This is a genomic window from Mycobacterium sp. IS-836, from assembly GCF_001954275.1.
Classification (GTDB): Bacteria; Actinomycetota; Actinomycetes; order Mycobacteriales; family Mycobacteriaceae; genus Mycobacterium.
Window position 1 is genome coordinate 14336 of the sequence record NZ_MBEU01000089.1, and the last position, 21337, is coordinate 35672.

2 protein-coding genes (1 of these 2 only partly in view) are annotated in these 21337 nt (G+C 68.0%); both read left to right on the plus strand.

Annotated features, from left to right (window positions below; genetic code table 11):
- Positions 1–20981: the 3' portion of a non-ribosomal peptide synthase/polyketide synthase gene (locus tag A5747_RS25840; RefSeq protein ID WP_142245714.1), read on the plus strand. It extends 7612 nt beyond the left edge of the window; only the last 20981 of its 28593 coding nucleotides appear in the window; its start codon lies beyond the left edge, outside the window; it ends in the stop codon at positions 20979–20981.
- A complete protein-coding gene (locus A5747_RS23800) occupies positions 20981–21331 on the plus strand; it encodes a nuclear transport factor 2 family protein (protein WP_076128880.1) in 351 nt (116 codons plus the stop codon). Before A5747_RS25840 ends, A5747_RS23800 begins: the two co-directional genes overlap by 1 nt.
- Positions 21332–21337 lie beyond the last annotated feature (6 nt).

Genomic DNA, 21337 nt, shown 5'->3' on the forward strand with positions numbered 1-21337 from the left:
GTAACCGTGCGGTCTTGAGCGCGCCGGCGGCCGCGGGGGCGTCCATTCCGGAGTCGTTCGCCGCCCAGGCGGCGCGCACACCCGATGCGGTGGCGCTGACATGCGGGGAGCGTTCGTGGAGTTACCGCGAGGTCGACCAGGCGGCCAACCGGTTGGCGCACCTCTTGGCCCGCCACGGGGCGGGGCCGGGACAGTCTGTGGCGCTGCTGTTTTCGCGGTCGGCCGAGGCGGTCGTGGCGATGTTGGCGGTGCTCAAATCTGGGGCGGCTTACCTGCCGATCGACCCGGCACTGCCGACGGTGCGCATCGAGTTCATGCTCGGCGACGCCGCACCGGTTGCCGCGCTCACCACCGCCGGGCTGGCCGAGCGGCTCGACGGGCGCGGGCTGCTGGTCATCGACATCGACGAACCCGGCATCCAGACCTATCCGTGCACCGACCTGCCCGCACCGCAATCCGACGACATCGCCTACCTGATCTACACGTCCGGTACCACCGGGACGCCGAAAGGGGTGGCGGTCACTCACGGCAACGTCACTCGACTGTTAGAGACGCTGCATGCCGGCATGCCAGGGACCGGCGTGTGGTCCCAGTGTCATTCGCTGGCCTTCGACTACTCGGTGTGGGAGATCTTCGGTGCGCTGCTCGGCGGTGGGCGGCTGGTGGTGGTGCCCGACGCGGTGGTGCGCTCACCCGAAGACCTCTATGCCTTGCTCGTCACCGAACAGGTCAGCGTCTTCAGCCAGACGCCGTCCGCGTTTTACGCACTGCAGGCCGTCGATGCGGCAGCACCCGAAACGGGACGGCAGCTGAAGCTTGAAACGGTGGTTTTCGGCGGGGAAGCGCTGGAACCGAAACGTCTTGGGCCGTGGCTGCACAACCATCCGGGATCGCCCCGGATGGTCAACATGTACGGCATCACCGAGACGACGGTGCACGCCTCGTTCCGGGAGATTGTCGACGGCGACGTCGAAAGCAACGCCAGCCCCATCGGGGTGCCGCTGGCCCACCTCGGCTTTTTCGTGCTGGACGGCTGGTTGCGCCCAGTGCCGGCGGGGGTGGCCGGGGAGTTGTACGTGGCCGGCGCCGGGCTGGCGTGTGGGTATCTGCGCCGGGCGGATTTGACGGCGTCGCGGTTTGTGGCTTGCCCGTTCTCCGGAGCGCCAGGAGCACGCATGTATCGCACCGGGGATCTGGTGCGTTGGGGGGCCGATGGTCAGCTGCGGTACGTCGGCCGCGCCGATGAACAGGTCAAGATCCGCGGCTACCGCATCGAACTCGGTGAAATCCAGGCGGCATTAAGCGGTTTGGCCGGGGTGGAGCAGGCGGTGGTGATCGCCCGCGAGGACCGCCCCGGCGACAAGCGCCTCGTCGGATATGTCACCGGAACGGTGGATCCGGTCGGGATCCGCGAGCAGCTGACCGAGCGGGTGCCGGCGTATATGGTGCCGGCCGCGGTGGTGACGTTGGAGGCGCTGCCGCTGACCCCCAACGGCAAACTCGACACCCGGGCCCTGCCGGCGCCGGACTATGCGGACGTCGATCGCTATCGCGCCCCTGCCACCCCCACCGAGGAGATTCTGGCCGGCATCTACGCCCAGGTGCTCGGGCTCGAGCGCGTCGGGGTCGACGACTCGTTCTTCGAGCTGGGCGGGGACTCACTCTCGGCGATGCGCTTGGTCGCCGCCGTCAACGCCAACCTGGAGGCCGGGCTTGCGGTACGCGCCGTGTTCGAGGCGCCCACCGTTGCCCAATTGGCGCCCCGCATCGGTGGGGACGCGGATCGGCTGGGGCCGGTGGTGCCGGTTGAGCGGCCCGCGGTGGTGCCGTTGTCGTTTGCGCAGAGCCGGTTGTGGTTCCTGGACCAGTTGCAGGGGCCGTCACCGATCTACAACTTGTCGGTGGCGTTGCGGCTGGGCGGGCGCCTTGATGCCGACGCGTTGGGTGCGGCCCTGGCCGACGTGGTCGACCGGCATGAGAGCCTGCGCACGCTGTTCCCGGCGCCCGACGGGATACCCCGGCAGCTGGTGGTGCCGGCAGACCGGGCCGACTTCCGCCTCGAAGTCATCGATGCCACCGGCTGGCCGGCAGAGCGGCTGGGCGAAGCCATCGGCGCGGCGGCGGGTCACAGTTTCGATCTGGCCGCCGAGATCCCGTTGCGGGCAAGGCTTTTCCGCGTCGGCGAGGACGAGCATGTGCTGGTGGCGGTGGTCCACCATATCGCCGCGGATGGACTCTCCATCGCCCCGTTGGTGGGCGACGTGGGGGTGGCGTACGCCAGCCGGTGTGCCGGCCAAGCCCCCGGGTGGGCGCCATTGGCGGTGCAGTATGTCGACTACACGCTGTGGCAGCGTGAGCAGCTAGGGGACCTCGACGATAGCGAGAGCCCCATCGCCGCGCAGCTGGCCTATTGGGAACAGGCCCTGGCCGGGCTGCCCGAGCGCCTGCAGCTGCCTACGGATCGGCCCTACCCGCCGGTTGCCGATCACCGTGGCGCCAGTGTGGACGTGGAGTGGCCGGCCGAGCTGCAGCAGCGGGTGCGTGATCTCGCCCGCGCGCACAACGCGACCAGCTTCATGGTGGTTCAGGCCGCGCTGGCGGTGCTGCTGGCCAAGCTCAGCGCCAATAGCGATGTGGCAGTGGGGATCACGATCGCCGGGCGGCGTGACCCCACGCTGGATGACTTGGTCGGGTTCTTCGTCAACACCTTGGTGCTGCGCGTCGGCGTGACGGGCGATCCGACCGTAGCCGAGCTGGTGGACCAGGTGCGCCAGCGCAGCCTGGCCGCCTACGAGCACCAAGATGTGCCCTTCGAGGTGCTGGTGGATCGGCTCAATCCGACCCGGAGCCTGGCCCATCACCCGCTGATCCAGGTGCTGCTGGCCTGGCAGAATTTCGCGAAGCAGGACACCGAACCCGAGGGCTCGGCCTTCGGCGATTTGCGGGTCACGCCGCTGCCGGCGCGCACTCAGACCGCCCGCATGGACCTGGTATTCACCTTGGCCGAGCGTTGGGACAAGGCGGGCGAGCCCGCCGGGATCCGCGGGGCGGTCGAGTTTCGCACCGACGTGTTCGACCCAGCCAGCATCGAAACGCTGATCGACCGGTTGGAGCGGGTATTGGTCGCGATGACCGCCGATCCCGCCCGGCGGATCTCCTCGGTGGACCTACTCGAAGAGGGCGAGCGCACCGGCTTGGATCGGTGCGGTAACCGGGCGGCGTTGACCGCGCCGGCAGACACAACGGGGTCGATTCCGGCGCTGTTCGCTGCCCAGGTGGCGCGCACACCCGAGGCGGTGGCGCTGGTGTGCGGGGGGCGCTCTTCGACATACCGCGAGCTTGACGAGGCGTCTAACCGGTTGGCGCACTTGCTGATTGGTCAAGGCGTGGGCCCGGGACAGCGGGTGGCCCTGGTGATGTCGCGCTCGGCCGAGGCGATCGTGTCGATCTTGGCGGTGCTGAAAACCGGGGCGGCCTATCTCCCGATCGACCCGATGGTGCCGGCGACACGGGTGCGGTTCATGCTCGACGACGGCGCGCCGATCGCCGCGCTCACCACCACCGAACTGACCGACCGGCTGGACGGCCTTCAGTTGCCGGTCATTGATGTCGACGACCCCCGCATCGATGTCCAGCCCAGCACGGCGCCACCGGCGCCGGCCGCCGACGACATCGCCTACATCATCTACACGTCGGGCACTACCGGTGTTCCCAAGGGCGTGGCGATCACCCACCGCAACGTGACCCAGCTGCTGGAGTCGGTGGACGGCGACGTCGAGCGCGCGGGCGTGTGGACGCAGTGGCATTCTTTGGCCTTCGACGTCTCGGTGTGGGAGATGTGGGGCGCGCTGCTGGACGGGGGACGGCTCGTCGTCGTGCCCGAAGAGATCGCCCGCTCGCCGCAAGACTTCCACGCCTTACTCGCCGCTGAACAAGTCACCGTCCTCAGCCAGACGCCATCGGCGTTCTACGCGCTGCAAACCGCCGAGGCCCTGCAACCTGAGGTGGGACGGCAGCTGAAGCTCGAGACCGTGGTGTTCGCCGGCGAAGCGCTGGAACCTCAGCGGCTTCGCACCTGGCTCGACAACCACCCCGGACTGCCGCGGCTGATCAACATGTACGGCACCACCGAGACGACGGTGCACGCCTCGTTCCGCGAGATCGCCGACGAAGACGTCGAGGGCAGCGCGAGCCCCGTCGGGGCACCGTTGGTCCGTCTCGCCTTTTTCGTGCTCGATGCGTGGTTACGTCCGGTGCCGACCGGTGTGGTCGGCGAGCTGTACGTCGCCGGTGCCGGTGTGGGAGTTGGGTATTGGCGGCGGCCGGGGCTGACCGGTTCGCGGTTTGTGGCATGCCCGTTCGGCGGCGCGGGTGTGCCGGGAGCACGCATGTACCGCACCGGGGACGTGGTGAGTTGGGGCGCCGACGGGCAGCTGCGGTATGTGGGCCGCGCCGACGAGCAGGTCAAGATCCGCGGCTACCGCATCGAACTCGGCGAAATCCAGGCGGCACTAAGCGATTTGGCTGGGGTGGAGCAGGCGGTGGTGATCGCCCGCGAGGACCGCCCCGGCGACAAGCGTCTGGTGGGTTATGTGACCGGGAGCGTCGATGTCACCGGCATACGTGCGCAAATGGCCGAGCGGCTCCCGGGATACATGATCCCCGCGGCGGTGGTGGCGCTGGACACCTTGCCATTGACGGTCAACGGCAAACTCGACAAGCGGGCCTTGCCGGCACCGGAATACAGCGATGTCGATCGTTATCGCGCGCCGTCGGGCCCCACCGAGGAGATCCTGGCCGGTATTTATGCCCGAGTCCTCGGGCTGGAGCGGGTCGGGGTCGACGACTCCTTCTTCGACCTGGGCGGGGATTCGCTGTCGGCCATGCGGGTGATCGCGGCGATCAACACCGGTTTGGATGCCGGCCTTGCCGTGCGCACCTTGTTCGACGCGCCCACGGTGGCCGAGCTGGCACCGCGGATCGGTCAGGATGGCGACCGGCGCAAGCCATTGGTCGCGGGGGCGCGGCCGGCACGGATTCCATTGTCGTTCGCGCAGAGCCGGTTGTGGTTCTTGGACCGGTTCGAGGGCGGGGTGGCGACCTACAACATGCCGATCGCGTTCCGGATCAACGGGCCGCTGGATATCGAGGCGCTCGATACCGCACTGGACGATGTGATCGCCCGCCACGAAGCGCTGCGCACCATATTCCCCGACGTCGACGGTGTGCCCTGCCAGCAGGTGTTGCCCGCTCAGCCGGGAATGTGGCGGCGCGGCGGCGCGGCGGTGGTGTCGTTGCCGGAGCGCGAGGTGGCCGGCGAGTTGGTGGCGTTGGCGGGGTATCGGTTTGACCTGTCGGGCGAGATTCCGATCCGTGGACAGATCTATGCCGTAGGCCCCGAGCAGCATGTGGTCGGGATTGTGTTGCACCACATCGCTTTTGACGGATGGTCGATGGCACCGATGGTCCGGGATGTGGGCGTCGCATATGCCAGCCGGTGCGCGGGGCAAGCCCCCAGCTGGCCTGACTTGCCGGTGCAGTACGCCGATTACACGCTGTGGCAACAGGATTGGCTGGGAGATGAATCCGATCCCGACAGCGTGATTGCCTCGCAGTTGTCCTATTGGCGTCAGGAGCTGGCCGACCTGCCCGAGGTCATCTCCCTGCCCACCGACCGGCCTCGACCGCCGGTGGCCAGCTACCGCGGCGATCAGGTGCAGCTGCGCATCGACCCGCAGCTGTGGTCGGGGATCAAGTCGCTGGCGGCGGCGCACAACGCGACCCCCTCGATGGTGTTGCAGGCGGTGTTGGCGGTGGCGTTGCACCGCGCCGGAGTCGGTGACGACATCGCGATCGGCTCGCCGATCGCCGGGCGGTCGGACGAGGCACTCGATGACCTGGTCGGGTTTTTCGTCAACACTTGGGTACTGCGGCTGAATGTCGATCCGGCGCAGCGGTTTTCCGACGTCCTGGCGGCCGTGCGGCACAAGGCGCTCAACGCCTACAGCAACCAGGACGTTCCGTTCGAGTTGCTGGTCGAGCAGCTCAACCCGGTGCGCTCCACCGCGCATCACCCGCTGTTCCAGGTTCTCACGGTCCTCCAAAACAACGCGCGCCCCGAGGTGTCGCTGGCGGGGGTCGACGTCGAACCCCTGACGATGTCTACCGGCACCGCCAGGTTCGACCTGGATTTCGATCTGCGGGAGGTGCCCGGCGAAGATGCGGCGGCACCGATGGCCGCCGGGCTGGTGACCTATGCCACGGACTTGTTCGAGCGGGCTAGCATCGAGCGGTTGGTCGGCTGGTTTGGCCGGGTGATCGAGGCGGTGGTGACCGACGCCTCGGTGACGGTGGGAGAGGTATCGCTGCTGGATCGCGGTGAGCGTGATCTGGTGTTGCGGCGGTGGTCTGGCGCCGCGGTGCAGGCGCCGGTGGGCGTGGCGCCACGGCTGTTGGCGGCGGCGGTGGCCACCGCCCCCGACGCATTAGCGATCATCGACGGTCCGCGAACCATGTCCTATCGCGAGCTTGACGAGTGGTCGTCGCGCCTGGGGCGGGTGCTGATCGAGGCGGGCGTCGGTCCCGAGCGCGCCGTGGGCGTCGCGATGGATCGGTGTGCGGAGTTGGTGGTGGCCTGGTGGGCCGTCGTCAAGGCCGGCGGGGTCTACGTTCCGGTGGATCGATCCCATCCCGTCGAGCGCATCGCCGCCGTCCTCGATGCCGCGGGGGCGGTGTGCGTGCTGACCTGTGGCGCCGACCCGGTGGCCGGGGCCGGGCCGCGACCGCTGCTGCGCATCGACGATCTGGATGTCTCGGGATACCGCGCGGATCCGATCACCGATGCCGATCGGTTGGCGCCGCTGGGGCCCGATAACGGCGCGTATGTGATTTTCACGTCGGGCTCCACCGGTGTGCCCAAGGGCGTGGCAGTGAGCCACGCGGGTCTGCTGGGCTGGGTTGCGGCGCAACGCGAACTGCTCGGGTTCGACGCCGATGCGCGGATGTTGATGGTGGCCACCCCGACCTTCGACGCATCGATCGGAGAGTTGCTGTCGGCGACGGGATGTCGCGCCCCCTTGGTGGTGGCGCCACCGGGAGTGTATGCCGGGGAAGCGTTGACCGACTTGCTGCAACGCCAGCGAGTCAGCGCGGCCATATTGACCCCGACGGTGGTGGCGTCGCTGGACCGGAACCGCCTCGACGACCTGACAACGCTGATCGCCGTGGGGGAGGCCTGCCTGCCGGGATTGGTCGCCGCTTGGGCGCCGGGCCGGCGGATGTTCAATGGCTACGGTCCGACCGAGACCACCATCTGGGTGACCTGCGCGCCGTTGGTAGCCGGGCAGCCGGTGGCCATCGGCGCCCCGATTGCGGGGGTACGTGCGCTGGTGCTCGACGCCCGGTTGAACCCCGTGCCGGTCGGGGTGGTCGGCGAGTTGTATCTGGCCGGACCGGCGGTGGCGCACGGCTATGTGGGCCGGGTGGGGCTGACGGCGGAACGGTTCGTGCCCAACCCCTTTGGGGCCCGGGGGACTCGGATGTATCGCACCGGGGATCTGGTGCGTTGGCGTACTGATGGGCAACTGCAGTATCTGGGCCGCGCCGATGCCCAGGTCAAATTGCGCGGGCAGCGCATCGAGCTGGGCGAGATCGAAAACACCCTGCTGGCCTGCCCGCAGGTCGTCCACGCCGCTGCCACCGTCCACCACGGCGACGCCGGCACCAACCTGGTTGCTTATGTCACTCTCGAGCACAACGCCACCGCCGATGACGACGCCGAGGTCGTCGAAGAGTGGCAACACCTGTACGACGAGCTCTATGGCGCCGAGGGCGAGGCGCCGGAGTTCGGCATGGATTTCCGGGGCTGGAACAGCAGCTACACCGAGGAGCCGATTCCGCTCGAGCAGATGGTGGAGTGGCGTGCGGCCACGGTGGATCGGATCATGGCCCTACGGCCGCGGCGGGTGTTGGAGATCGGCGTTGGTTCGGGGCTGTTGCTGTCCCAGATCGTCCCGCACTGTGAGCATTACGTCGGCACCGATTTCTCGGCGGTGGTTGTCGACCGCCTGGCCCGTTCGCTGCAGGAGACGAAGTGGCGTGATCGCGTCGAGCTGCTGACCCAGCCCGCCCACCTCACCGAAACTCTGCCGCAGCACTATTTCGACACGGTCGTTCTCAACTCGGTGGTGCAGTACTTCCCCAACGCCACATACCTGCGCGAGGTCATCGACAACGCGATGGATCTGCTGGCCCCCGGCGGTTCGGTGTTTCTCGGCGATGTGCGCAACCACGCGCTGCAGGGCGCGTTTCAGACCGGGGTCGCGCTGGCGCGCACCGACACCGCCGATGCCGCCGAGATCCGCCAACGCGTCCAGCGTGCGATGCTCGGTGAGACCGAATTGTTGTTGGCGCCAGAGTTTTTCACCACCTTGGCCGCCGAACATCCGGAGGTGGCCGGAGTTGACATTCAAGTCAAACGCGGTACGGCCGACAACGAACTGACCCGGTATCGCTACGACGTCGTCGTCCACAAATCCCCGGCACCCGTGCGGTCGGCGGCCGACGCACCCAGTTGGACGTGGACCAACTGCGCGGGACTGCGCGACCGGTTGATATCGCAGCGCCCCAACATTATTCGCGTCACCGGCATCCCCCGCGCCGGAGTGATCGGCGACGTCCACATCGAAGGAGCCGTGGAGGCCGGACTGCCTCTAGAGGCAGCCCTCGCCGAAGCGGCCGCCACCGCGGATGCCGTTGTCCCCGAAGAGTTGCACCGTCTCGGTGGAACCGCCGGATATCAGGTGGCCGTTACCTGGGGGGCCCAGCCCGGCACCCTGGACGCGGTTTTCACCATGCTCTCCGATCCCGAGCGCACGGCGTCGCTGACAGATCTGTATCTGCCCGCTGCCCAGCCCGATCGCCGCGTCGCCTACGCCAATGATCCGCAGACCAACACCAAGCTCGGCGCGGTCCGTCAGCGGTTGAGCGCGTGGTTGCCCGACTACATGGTGCCCGCACACATCGTGGTCCTCGACGAATTCCCGTTGACCTCGTCGGGCAAGATCGACCGTAAAGCGTTGCCGGCGCCCGTTTTTGCCGCCACCGTATTCCGGGCGCCGCAGACCCAGACCGAAAAGATCATCGCCGAGGCGTTCGCCGAGGTATTGGGTATGGCCCGAATCGGGCTCGACGACGACTTCTTCGCCCTGGGTGGCGATTCGCTGACCGCCACCCGGGTCAGCGCGCGGCTGCAACTGGGACTCGGCCGGGAAGTGCCGGTGCGGTATCTGTTCGACGCCGCCACCGTCGCGGGCCTCGCCGAGTATCTGCACCGGCATCGTGGCGGTCCTGCCCGTCCGCCGTTGCAGGTGATGGCGCGCCCGGAGCGGGTGCCGTTGTCGTTTGCGCAAAACCGGTTGTGGTTCCTGGATCAGTTGCAGGGACCCTCACCGGTCTACAACATGGCGACCGCGTTCCGGATCAGCGGGACGCTGGACGTCGACGCGTTGGGTGCGGCGCTGGCCGACGTGGTGGCCCGCCACGAGAGCCTGCGCACCCTGTTTGCCGCAACCGACGGCATACCCGAGCAGGTGGTGATGCCCGTCGAACGGGCTGACTTCGGCTGGGACGTCGTCGATGCCACCGGCTGGACGGCCGAGCGGCTGAGTGACGCCGTCAATGCGGCCGTGCGTCACAGTTTTGACCTGGCCGCCGAGATCCCCCTGCGGGCAAGGCTTTTCCGCGTCAGCGACGGCGAGCACGTGCTGGTGGTCGTGGTGCACCATATCGCCGCGGATGGCTGGTCGGTGCGGCCGCTGGTGACTGATCTGGGTATGGCGTATGCCAGCCGGTGCGCGGGGCGGGCCCCCGACACGGCGCCCTTGGCGGTGCAGTATGTCGACTACACGCTGTGGCAGCGTGAGCACCTCGGTGATCTCGACGATCCCGACAGCGCGATCGCCGCACAGCTCGCCTACTGGGAGCAGGCCCTGGCCGGGCTGCCCGAGCGGCTGCAGCTGCCGACCGATCGGCCCTACCCACCGGTCGCCGACTACCGCGGCGCCAGTGTCGCCGTCAATTGGCCGGCCGGGCTGCAGCAGCAGGTCGCCCGGGTGGCCCGCGAGCACAACGCGACCAGCTTCATGGTGATCCAGGCCGCCCTGGCGCTATTGCTGTCTCAGCTCAGCGCCAGCAGCGACGTGGCGGTGGGTATCGCGATCGCCGGGCGCCGCGACCCGGCGCTCGACGACCTCGTGGGATTTTTCGTCAACACGTTGGTGCTGCGGGTCGATCTGGCCGGCGATCCCACCGTCGGCGAACTGCTGGCCCAGGTGCGGGCGCGCAGCCTGGCCGCCTACGAGCACCAAGACGTCCCGTTTGAAGTGCTGGTCGAGCGGCTCAACCCCACCCGAAGTCTCGCGCATCACCCGCTGATCCAGGTGTCGTTGTCCTGGCAGAACCTTCCCGGGCAGGACGACAAAGCCGCCGCCGAGCCGGCCCTGGGTGACCTTGAGGTCACGCCGCTGTCCGTGGAGACCCAGACCGCCCGCATGGACCTGACGCTTTCCCTCGGCGAACGCTGGGACGAGGCCGGTGACCCCGCCGGGATCAGCGGAACGGTGGAATTTCGCACCGACGTGTTCGACGCGTCCAGCATCCACGGGCTCATCGAACGCTGGCAGCGAGTGCTGGCGACGATCACCGCCGAACCCACCCGGCGGCTGTCGTCGGTGGACCTGCTCGACGACGTTGAGCGCGCCCGCCTGCAAGGGTGGGGTAACCGGGCGGCGTTGACCCGGCCCGCACCCGCCGCGGCGTCGATGCCGGCGTTGTTTGCCGCGCAAGTGGCACAGATACCGGATGCGGTGGCGCTGGTGTGCGGGGAAAACTCGTGGACCTACCGCGAGCTGGATGAGGCCGCCAACCGGCTGGCGCACCTGTTGGCCGGCCAGGGGGCGGGCCCGGGTGAGCGTGTGGCACTGCTGTTTTCGCGATCGGCCGAGGCGATCGTGGCGATCTTGGCGGTTTTGAAAACCGGGGCCGCGTACCTGCCGATCGACCCGGTGACGCCGGATGCCCGGATCGCCTTCATCTTCGCCGATGCCGCCCCTATCGCCGCGATCACCACCAGCGAGCTGGCCGACCGGCTTGACGGGCATGACGTCGGGGTCATCGACCTCAACGACCCCCGCATTGACGCCCAACCCAGCACCGCACCGCCCGCGCCGGCTCCCGACGACATCGCCTACCTGATCTACACCTCGGGCACCACCGGTGTCCCCAAAGGCGTTGCGGTCACTCACCGCAACGTCACGCAGCTGCTGGCCTCATTGGCCGCGGGCCTACCGGCGGCCGGGGTGTGGACGCATAGTCACTCGTTGGCGTTCGACGTTTCGGTGTGGGAGATCTTCGGCGCGCTGCTGCGTGGCGGGCGGATGGTGGTGGTGCCCGACGAAGTGGTCCGCTCACCGGAAGACTTCCACACCTTGCTCATTGGTGAAGGGGTCAGCGTCTTGACCCAGACCCCGTCGGCGGTGGGGGTGTTGCCGACTGAGGGCCTGGAGTCGGTGGCTTTGGTGGTGGTCGGTGAGGCTTGCCCGGCCGAGGTGGTGGATCGGTGGGCGCCGGGGCGGGTGATGGTCAATGCCTACGGCCCGACCGAGACGACGATGTGTGTGGCCATCAGCGCGCCACTGACGGCCGGGTCGGGTGTGGTGCCGATCGGTTCGCCGGTACCGGGGGCGGCGTTGTTTGTCCTCGATGGATGGTTGCGTCCGGTGCCGGCCGGTGTGGTCGGTGAGTTGTATGTGGCCGGCGACGGTGTGGCGTATGGATACGTGGGCCGGTCGGGGTTGACCGGGTCGCGGTTTGTGGCGTGCCCGTTCAGCGCGGGAGCACGGATGTATCGCACCGGGGACCTGGTGCGCTGGGGCGCCGACGGGCAGCTGCACTATCTCGGGCGTGCCGACGAGCAGGTCAAGATCCGCGGCTATCGCATCGAGCTCGGCGAAGTCCAAGCGGCGTTGAACGCACTCGACGGGGTCGAGCAGGCGGTGGTGATCGCCCGCGAGGACCGGCCCGGCGACAAACGCCTCGTCGGCTACGTCACCGGGACCGTGGACCCGGCCAAGATGCGCGCCGCGCTGGCCCACCGGCTCCCGGCCTACATGGTCCCCGCGGCGGTGGTGGCACTCGACACGTTGCCGCTGACCCCCAACGGCAAACTCGACACCCGCGCCCTGCCGGTACCGGAATACACCGGCGGTGGGTATCGGGCCCCGAGCAACGCGGTCGAGGAGATCCTGGCCGGCATCTACGCCCAGGTGCTCGGGCTCGAGCGAGTCGGGGTCGACGACTCGTTCTTCGATTTGGGCGGGGATTCCCTGTCGGCGATGCAGGTGATCGCCGCGATCAACACCGGAATGGGCGCCGGCGTTTCGGTGCGCAGCGTGTTCGAGGCGCCGACCGTTGCTCAGTTGGCGCCGCGTATCGGTGAGGAGGGGGCTCGGCTCAAGCCGTTGGTGCCGGTCGAGCGGCCCGCGCGGGTCCCGTTGTCGTTCGCGCAGAGCCGATTGTGGTTCCTCGACCAATTGCAGGGTCCCTCACCGGTTTACAACATCGCGGCGGCGTTGCGGCTGAGCGGACGCCTCGACGCCGAAGCGTTGGGCGCGGCGCTGGCCGACGTGGTGGGCCGGCATGAAAGCCTGCGCACACTGTTCACGGCACCCGAGGGCATACCCCAACAGCTGGTGGTGCCTGCCGAGCGCGCCGAATTCGGTTGGGACGTCGTCGATTCCACCGGCTGGCCGGCGGACCGGCTGGGGGATGAAATCGGCGCGGCCGTACGCCACGGTTTCGATCTGGCCACCGAGATCCCGTTGCGGGCAAGGCTTTTCCGCGTCGGCGACGACGAGTACGCGCTGGTGATCGTGGTACACCATATCGCCGCCGACGGGTTGTCGCTGAGGCCCCTGGTGCGTGATATGGGGCTGGCGTATGTCAGCCGGTGTGCCGGGCAAGCCCCCGATTGGGCGCCATTGCCGGTGCAGTACGTCGACTACACGCTGTGGCAGCGTGCACAGTTCGGTGATCTTGACGATCGCGAGAGTCCCATCGCCGCGCAGCTCGCCTACTGGGAAGACGCCCTGGCCGGGCTGCCCGAGCGGCTGCAACTGCCCACCGATCGGCCCTACCCGGCGTTTGCCGATCAGCGCGGCGCCAGCGTCGCGGTCGATTGGCCGGCCGAGCTGCAGCAGCGAGTGCGCGATCTAGCCCGCGAACACAACGCGACGACGTTCATGGTGGTGCAGGCCGCGCTGGCGGTGCTGTTGTCTCAGCTCAGCGCCAGCAGCGATGTGGCAGTGGGATTCCCGATTGCCGGGCGCCGCGACCCCGCACTGGACGAGCTGGTGGGATTTTTCGTCAACACCTTGGTGCTTCGTGTCGACCTGGCGGGCGATCTGACCATCGGCGAACTGCTGACCCAGGTGCGACAACGCAGCCTCGCCGCCTATGAGCACCAAGACGTCCCGTTCGAGGTGCTCGTCGAGCGGCTCAACCCCACCCGAAGCCTGACCTTCCACCCCGTGGTCCAGGTGTTGTTGGCGTGGCAGAACTTCGCCGGGCAGGACACCGAGCCCGCCGGGCTGAGTTTGGGTGATGTAGAGGTCACGCCCCTGCCGGCGGACACCCGCACCGCCCGCATGGACCTGATGTTCACCCTGGCCGAACGCTGGGGCGAGGCCGGCGAACTCGCCGGGATCGGCGGGGCGGTGGAATTCCGGACCGACATTTTCGACGCCGAGAGCATCGCAACGCTGATCGAGCGGTTAGAGCGGGTGTTGGTCGCCATGACCGCCGACCCCGCCCGGCGGCTCTCGTCGATGGACCTACTCGATGAGCACGAGTACGCCCGGTTGCATGAGATCGGTAACTGGGCGGCGTTGACCGCGCCGGTGAGCACGTCGGCGTCGATCCCGGAGTTGTTCGCCGACCAGGTGGCGCTCGCCCCGGACGCGGTGGCGCTGACCTTTGCAGGCCGCTCCGCGACCTACCGGGAACTCGATGAGGCCGCCAACCGGTTGGCGCACCTGTTGGCCGGCCAGGGGATAGGCCCGGGACAGTCTGTCGCCCTGCTGTTTTCGCGTTCAGCCGAGGCGATCGTCGCGATGTTGGCGGTCCTCAAGACCGGGGCGGCCTATCTACCGATCGACCCGGCGCTGCCCACGACCCGGATCGCCTTCATGCTCGCCGATGCCGCGTCGGTGGCGGTGCTCACCACCTCCGGGATGGCCGACCGGCTGGACGAGTGCGACCTGCCCGTCATCGACGTCGATGACCCGCGCGTCGACACCTACCCATGCACGGGCTTGCCGGCCCCGGCCCCCGGCGACATCGCCTACGTCATCTACACCTCCGGCACCACCGGCGTGCCCAAGGGCGTGGCGATCACCCACCACAACGTCACCGAGCTGATGGCGTCGATGGACGCGGATCTGGCGGCGCCCGGGCAGGTGTGGGCGCAATGGCACTCCTACAGCTTCGACATCTCGGGCTGGGAGATCTTCGGTGCGCTGCTGCACGGCGCGCGGCTGGTGGTGGTGCCCGAGTCCGCGACCCGCTCACCGGACGACCTGCATGCCCTGCTGGTCGCCGAAAAGGTCACCGTGCTGAGCCAAACCCCAACCGCCGCAGGCGTTCTCTCGCCCGAGGGTCTGGATTCCGTGGCCTTGCTCGTGGGCGGTGAACCCTGCCCCGCCGAAGTGGTGGATCGCTGGGCACCCGGCCGGGTGATGATCAACGAATACGGCCCGACCGAGACCACGATGTGGGTGGCGACCAGCGCGCCGTTGACGGCGGGGGCGGGCGTGGTGCCCATCGGATCGCCGCTGCCGAGGGCCGCCCTATTCGTGCTCGACGGTTGGCTGCGTCCGGTGCCCGCCGGCGTGGTCGGCGAGCTCTACGTGGCCGGCGCCCAGGTCGGGTGCGGCTATTGGCGGCGGCCCGGTTTGACCGCGTCGCGGTTCGTGGCGTGCCCCTTCTCCCCGGGAACACGGATGTATCGCACCGGGGACCTGGTGTGTTGGCGCCCCGACGGGCAGCTGCAGTACCTGGGGCGCGCCGACGAGCAGGTCAAGATCCGCGGCTATCGCATCGAGCTGGGTGAGGTCGGGGCGGTGCTGGCGGCTCATCCCCGGGTGGCACAGGCGGCGGTTGTCGCCCACTCCGCCGCGTCCAACGCGGGTGCCGGCGACGGGGCAAGCGACAAGCTGCTGGCCGGTTATGTGGTGCTGGATCAGCAGATGAAGCTGGTGCGAGAGCCCGAGCGCGAAGCGCGGCTGGTCGAGCAGTGGCAGCGGGTGTGGGGCGACGTGTATTCGGGGTCGACGCCCGAGGCGGCCGCGCCGGCGGAGCTCGGGGAGGACTTCTCGGGCTGGAACAGCAGCTACACCGGGGCACCGATCCCGCTGGAGGAGATGCGGGAATGGCGCGCGGCCGCGGTGGAGCGGATCCGCGGATTGGGCGCGGCCCGGGTGCTCGAGATCGGGGTGGGCGCTGGGTTGCTGCTTTCTCAGCTGGCCCCGGATTGCGTCGAGTATTGGGGTACGGACTTGGCCGCCCCGACGATTCAGACGCTGCGGGCGGCGGTGGCATCGCAGCCGTGGGCTGATCGGGTGCGGTTGCGGGTGCAGCCGGCGGATGTCGCCGACGGGTTGCCGCAGGGGCATTTCGACGTGGTGGTGCTGAACTCGGTGGTCCAGTACTTCCCGAGCGCGGGCTATCTGCTTGAGGTGCTGGCAATGGCGATGCGCCTGCTGGCGCCGGGCGGGGCGGTGTTCATCGGTGACGTGCGCAACCTGTCGTTGCTGCAGGCATTTACCACGGGGATTCTGTGTGCCGACGCCACAGCCGGTGAGGATCCGGCCGCGGTGATGCGGGAGCGGGTGCGCCGGGAAATGCTCGCCGAGCAAGAATTGTTGTTCGCGCCAGAGTTTTTCGCGGCACTGCCGCAGCACCTTGCCGACGTCGCCGCGGTGCAGGTGCAGCTCAAGCAGATGCGGGCGGTCAACGAGCTCAGCGGTTACCGATATGAGGTGGTGCTGCGTAAGGCGCCCGTGGCGGTGCGCTCCGCGGCGAGCCTGCCGTCGCTGCCGTGGCAGCGCTTCGAAAGCCTGGCCGCGTTGGGTGAATACCTGCGCTCGCAGCAGTTGCCGGAGGTGCGGGTGACCGGGGTGCCGCACGGCGGGATATCCCCCGATGTGGCATTGGCGCGGGCGTTGGCTTCGGCCGGTGATCGGGTGCCCGTCAGCGCGTTGCGTGCCGATACGTCCGCACCGGATCCGGTTCTGCCGCACCAGTGCTATCAGTTGGGGCGGGAGCTGGGCTACGCCACCGCGGTGACCTGGTCGCCGGGGGCCGGTTTGGTCGATCTCATCTTCACCCGCGCCGCCGAGGGCTCCGACAACACCTCCGACGGCTCCTCGCCGGAGGTGTTGTCGGATCTGTATCTGCCCCCCGCCGGGATCGGTTCGCTGGCCGGGTACGTCAACGACCCGGCGGTGATCGAGCGGGTGGCGGAGCTGCGCGGTTTTGTCGCCGAGCGGTTGCCGGAGTTCATGGTGCCGGCGGCGGTCATGGTGGTGGAGGCGTTGCCGTTGACGGTCAACGGCAAGCTCGATCGGCGGGCGTTGCCAGCCCCGGAGTTCGTGAGTGCGGCCGCCTATCGGGGGCCGCGTGATCGGCGCGAACAGGTGCTGGTCTCGTTGTTCGCTGAGGTTCTCGGGGTGACACGGGTTGGTATCGATGACGGGTTCTTCGATTTGGGTGGCCATTCACTATCCGCGACACGGCTGATCGCGCGGGTGCGGGCCGAGCTACGTGTCGAGGTCCCGATCCGGGTCTTGTTTGATTCGCCCACCGTGGCCGGATTGGCCGAATGGATGAGTACCCACGGCGGGGACCGCGCCAGGGCGGCGTTGACGGCCCAACAGCGCCCCGCGGTGCTTCCGTTGTCGTTTGCGCAGCAGCGGTTGTGGTTCCTCGACCAGTTGCAGGGGCCCTCCCCGATCTACAACATGCCGACCGCTTATCGGATCAAGGGGCCGCTGGATGTCGAGGCGTTGGGCGCGGCGCTTCGCGATGTGGTGGCCCGCCAAGAGAGCCTGCGGACCATGTTTGCCTTGGCCGAAGGCGTACCCCAGCAGGTGATCATCCCCGCGGAGCGGGCCGAATTCGGTTGGGACGTCGTCGATGCCACCGGCTGGCCGGCGGACCGGCTGGGTGAGGCCGTCGGCGCCGAGGTGCGTCACTCGTTTGATTTGGCGAGCGAGATCCCGTTGCGGGCAAGGCTTTTCCGCGTCGGCGACGACGAGCATGTGCTGGTGGCCGTGGTGCATCACATTGCCGCGGACGGCTTGTCGATCGCCCCGCTGGTGGGTGATCTGGGGGCGGCGTATGCCAGCCGGTCCGCCGGCCACGCCCCCGGGTGGGCGCCGTTGGCGGTGCAATACGTCGACTACACGCTGTGGCAGCGCGAGCAACTGGGCGACCTGGCCGATCCCGAGAGTCCCATCGCCGCGCAGCTGGCCTACTGGCAGGACGCCCTGGCCGGGATGCCCGAGCGCCTGCAGCTGCCCACCGATCGGCCCTACCCGCCGGTGGCCGACTACCGCGGCGCCACCGTCGCGGTGGAGTGGCCGGCGGCACTGCAGCAACGGATCGCCCGGGTGGCGGCCGAGCACAACGCGACCAGCTTCATGGTGGTCCAGGCCGCCCTGGCGGTGCTGCTCGCAAAGCTCAGCGCCACAAGCGATGTGGCGGTCGGGTTCCCGATCGGCGGACGGGGCGACCCGGCGCTGGATGCGCTGGTGGGGGTTTTCGTCAACACCTTGGTGCTGCGTGTCGATCTGGCCGGCGATCCCACCGTCGGTGAAGTGTTGGCGCAGGTGCGACGGCGCGGACTGGCCGCCTACGAGCACCAAGACGTGCCGTTTGAGGTGCTCGTCGAGCGACTCAACCCGATCCGGAGCCTGAGCCAGCACCCACTGATCCAGGTGTTGTTGGCCTGGCAGAACCTTCCCGGGCAGAACGCCGACCCGGCCGGGTTCGCGTTGGGCGACCTCGAGGTCGCGCCGCTGTCGGCGGACACTCACACCGCGCGCATGGACCTCACATTTTCGCTGGCGGAACGGTGGGACGAGGCCGGTGAGCCCGCCGGGATTTCCGGCGCGGTGGAATTCCGCACCGACGTGTTCGACGCGGAAAGCATCGAGACACTGATCGAGCGGTTGCAGTGGGTGTTGGCGGCGATCACCGCGGATCCGGCACGGCGGCTCTCGTCGGTGGATCTGCTCGATGCCGGTGAGCATGCCCGCCTGCAGGCCTGGGGTAATCGGGCGGCGTTGACGGCACCGGCGACGACGTCGGCGTCGATTCCGGCGTTGTTCGCCGCGCAGGCCGCGCGTGCCCCCGACGCGGTGGCGTTGGTGTGCGGTGAGGTCTCGTGGACCTACCGCGAGCTCGACGAAGCGTCTAATCGGTTGGCGCACCTGCTGATTGGCCAAGGTGTGGGCCCGGGACAATGCGTGGGGCTGCTGTTGCCGCGGTCGGCCGAGGCGATAGCGGCGGTTTTCGCGGTGCTCAAAACCGGCGCCGCTTACCTGCCGATCGACCCGGGGCTGCCGCCGACCCGTATCGGATTCATGCTCGACGATGCTGCGCCGATCGCCGCGATCACCACCGCAGGGCTGGCCGACCGGCTGAACGGACGCGGCGTTCTGGTCGTCGATGTCGATGACCCCGCTCTCGACGCCCAACCCAGCACGGCGCTGCCATCGCCGGCCCCCGACGACATCGCCTACCTCATCTACACGTCGGGTACTACCGGTGCCCCCAAGGGGGTGGCCGTCACCCACCGCAACGTCGCCCAGCTGCTCGCGACACTGGACTCGGCGCTGGAGCTGTCGGCGGGACAGGTGTGGACGCAGTGCCATTCCCTGGCGTTCGACTACTCGGTGTGGGAGATCTTCGGTGCGCTGCTGCACGGTGGGCGGCTGGTGGTGGTGCCCGACCCGGTGGTCCGCTCACCGGAAGACCTGCACGCCTTGCTGATTTCCGAACAAGTCAGCGTGTTGAGCCAGACGCCGTCGGCGTTCTATGCGCTACAAACGGCCGACGCGCTCGCGCCCGGGTCGCAGCTGAAGCTGGAAACGGTGGTGTTCGGCGGTGAAGCGCTAGAGCCACAGCGCCTTGGAGCCTGGCTAGCCAACCATCCGCGAGCACCGCGACTGATCAACATGTATGGCATCACCGAGACGACGGTGCATGCCTCGTTCCGCGAGATCGTCGACGGCGACGTCGAGAGCAACGCCAGCCCGATCGGGGTGCCGCTGGCGCACCTTGGCTTCTTTGTGCTCGATGGGTGGTTGCGTCCCGTGCCGGCCGGCGTGGTCGGGGAGTTGTACGTGGCCGGTGCCGGACTGGCATGCGGGTATGTGGGCCGGTCGGGTTTGACGGGAACGCGGTTCGTCGCCTGTCCGGATGGGCCGCCGGGAACACGGATGTATCGCACCGGAGATCTGGTGCGGTGGAGCGCCGATGGGCAGCTGCACTATCTCGGCCGTGCCGACAAGCAGGTCAAGATCCGCGGGTACCGCATCGAACTCGGCGAGGTCCAGGCGGCGCTGGCAGGGCTGGACGGGGTGCAGCAGGCGGCGGTGATCGCGCGTGAGGACCGCCCCGGCGACAAGCGCCTGGTCGGCTATGTCACCGGCACCGCCGACCCCGGCACGGCGCGTACCGCGCTGGCCGAACGGCTACCGGCCTACATGGTGCCGGCCGCGGTGGTGGCGCTGGAGACACTGCCGCTGACGGTCAACGGCAAACTGGACACCCGGGCCCTGCCGGCACCCGAATACACCGACGCCGATCGGTACCGCGCCCCAGCCACTCCCACCGAGGAGATCCTGGCCGGTATCTACGCCGAGGTGCTCGGGCTCGAGCGGGTCGGGGTCGACGACTCGTTCTTCGACCTGGGCGGGGATTCGCTATCGGCGATTCGGGTCATCACCGCAATCAATGCCCGCCTGGATACGCACGTTGCGGTGCGCACCCTGTTCCACTCGCCGACGGTGCGAAGTCTGAGCCAGCAGTTGGACAGCCCTGCCAGCGCGGTGGAAGTAGTCCCCGTTGAGGTCCTCAAGGATGGGACTGGTATTCCGCTGTTCTGCATACATCCCGGAGCCGGGATGAGTTGGGCGTATCAGGCGCTCGGCAGTTACCTGGACTGCCCGATCATCGGGATTCAACAGATCCTGCAGGACGGAGAAGCCGAACCGCGGTCGATTCGCGATATGGCGAAAAACTACGCCGACCGGATCCAACGAATCTGCCCCGCCGGGCCTTACCACCTTCTCGGCTGGTCTTTCGGAGGGGTCGTCGCCCACGAACTCGCCATCGAGCTGCGGCGGCGCGGATGCGTGGTCGAACGCCTTGTCCTTCTGGACGCTCAACCCCATCTCGACGACAGCGTCGCGCTACCAAGCGATGCTTTAGACAGGCAGCAGATCCTGGCAGAGGTCTTGCGGCTCTATGGCATTGATATGCCAGAACAGGATCCGTCGCTTACCTACGAGCAGTTAGCGGAACTGGCGCGCAAACGAGCGGCGGTCGAATTTCCGCAATATAAACAGCTGCTGGATCCGCTGGTTGAAAACCTGGATTTGCTCGTTCGAAACGTCGTTGACAACAGGACGTTGCAGCGAGCTCACGAACCCGCCGTTTTCGATGGTGACATGACCATATTTTCCGCAGCGCAAGACGAGAGCGATAAGAGTTTGTCTGCTCTGCAGAGTTGGCGCCCTTATGTCACCGGCGACGTCACTGAGTACGCGACGGGCTGTGCACATGCAGTCATGCTGAGTCCCGAATCGCTCAGCAGCTATGGCGAGCAACTCAAATCTTCGTTGGAAGGCGGTCTCTGATGTTTACGGATGTCGTTCAGAAGTACTACGTGGCGGTCGATAACGCGGATGTCGACGGCCTTGTGGCACTCTTCGAAGCCGACGCCGAGTACTCACGGCCGGGCTATGCGTGTCTGAGCGGAAGAGAGGCGATCAGGTCCTTCTACGTGGATGACCGCATCATCGAGTCGGGTATGCACAACATCGAGTCGATCGTTTGCGATTCCGGAGTGGTCGCGGTCGAAGGCTGCTTCAAGGGCACCGTGCGTGGGGGAGCCAATGCCGAAGTTGAGTTTGCCGACTTCTTCTGGCCCGGCCCACATGGGCTCATCAAGAAACGACGGACGTATTTCTATACGCCGCTTATATAGATCGAT

Coding starts and splice junctions, on each gene's coding strand:
- A5747_RS23800 (WP_076128880.1), top strand. CDS start 20,981: ATGTTTACGGATGTCGTTCAGAAGTACTACGTGGCGGTCGATAACGCG.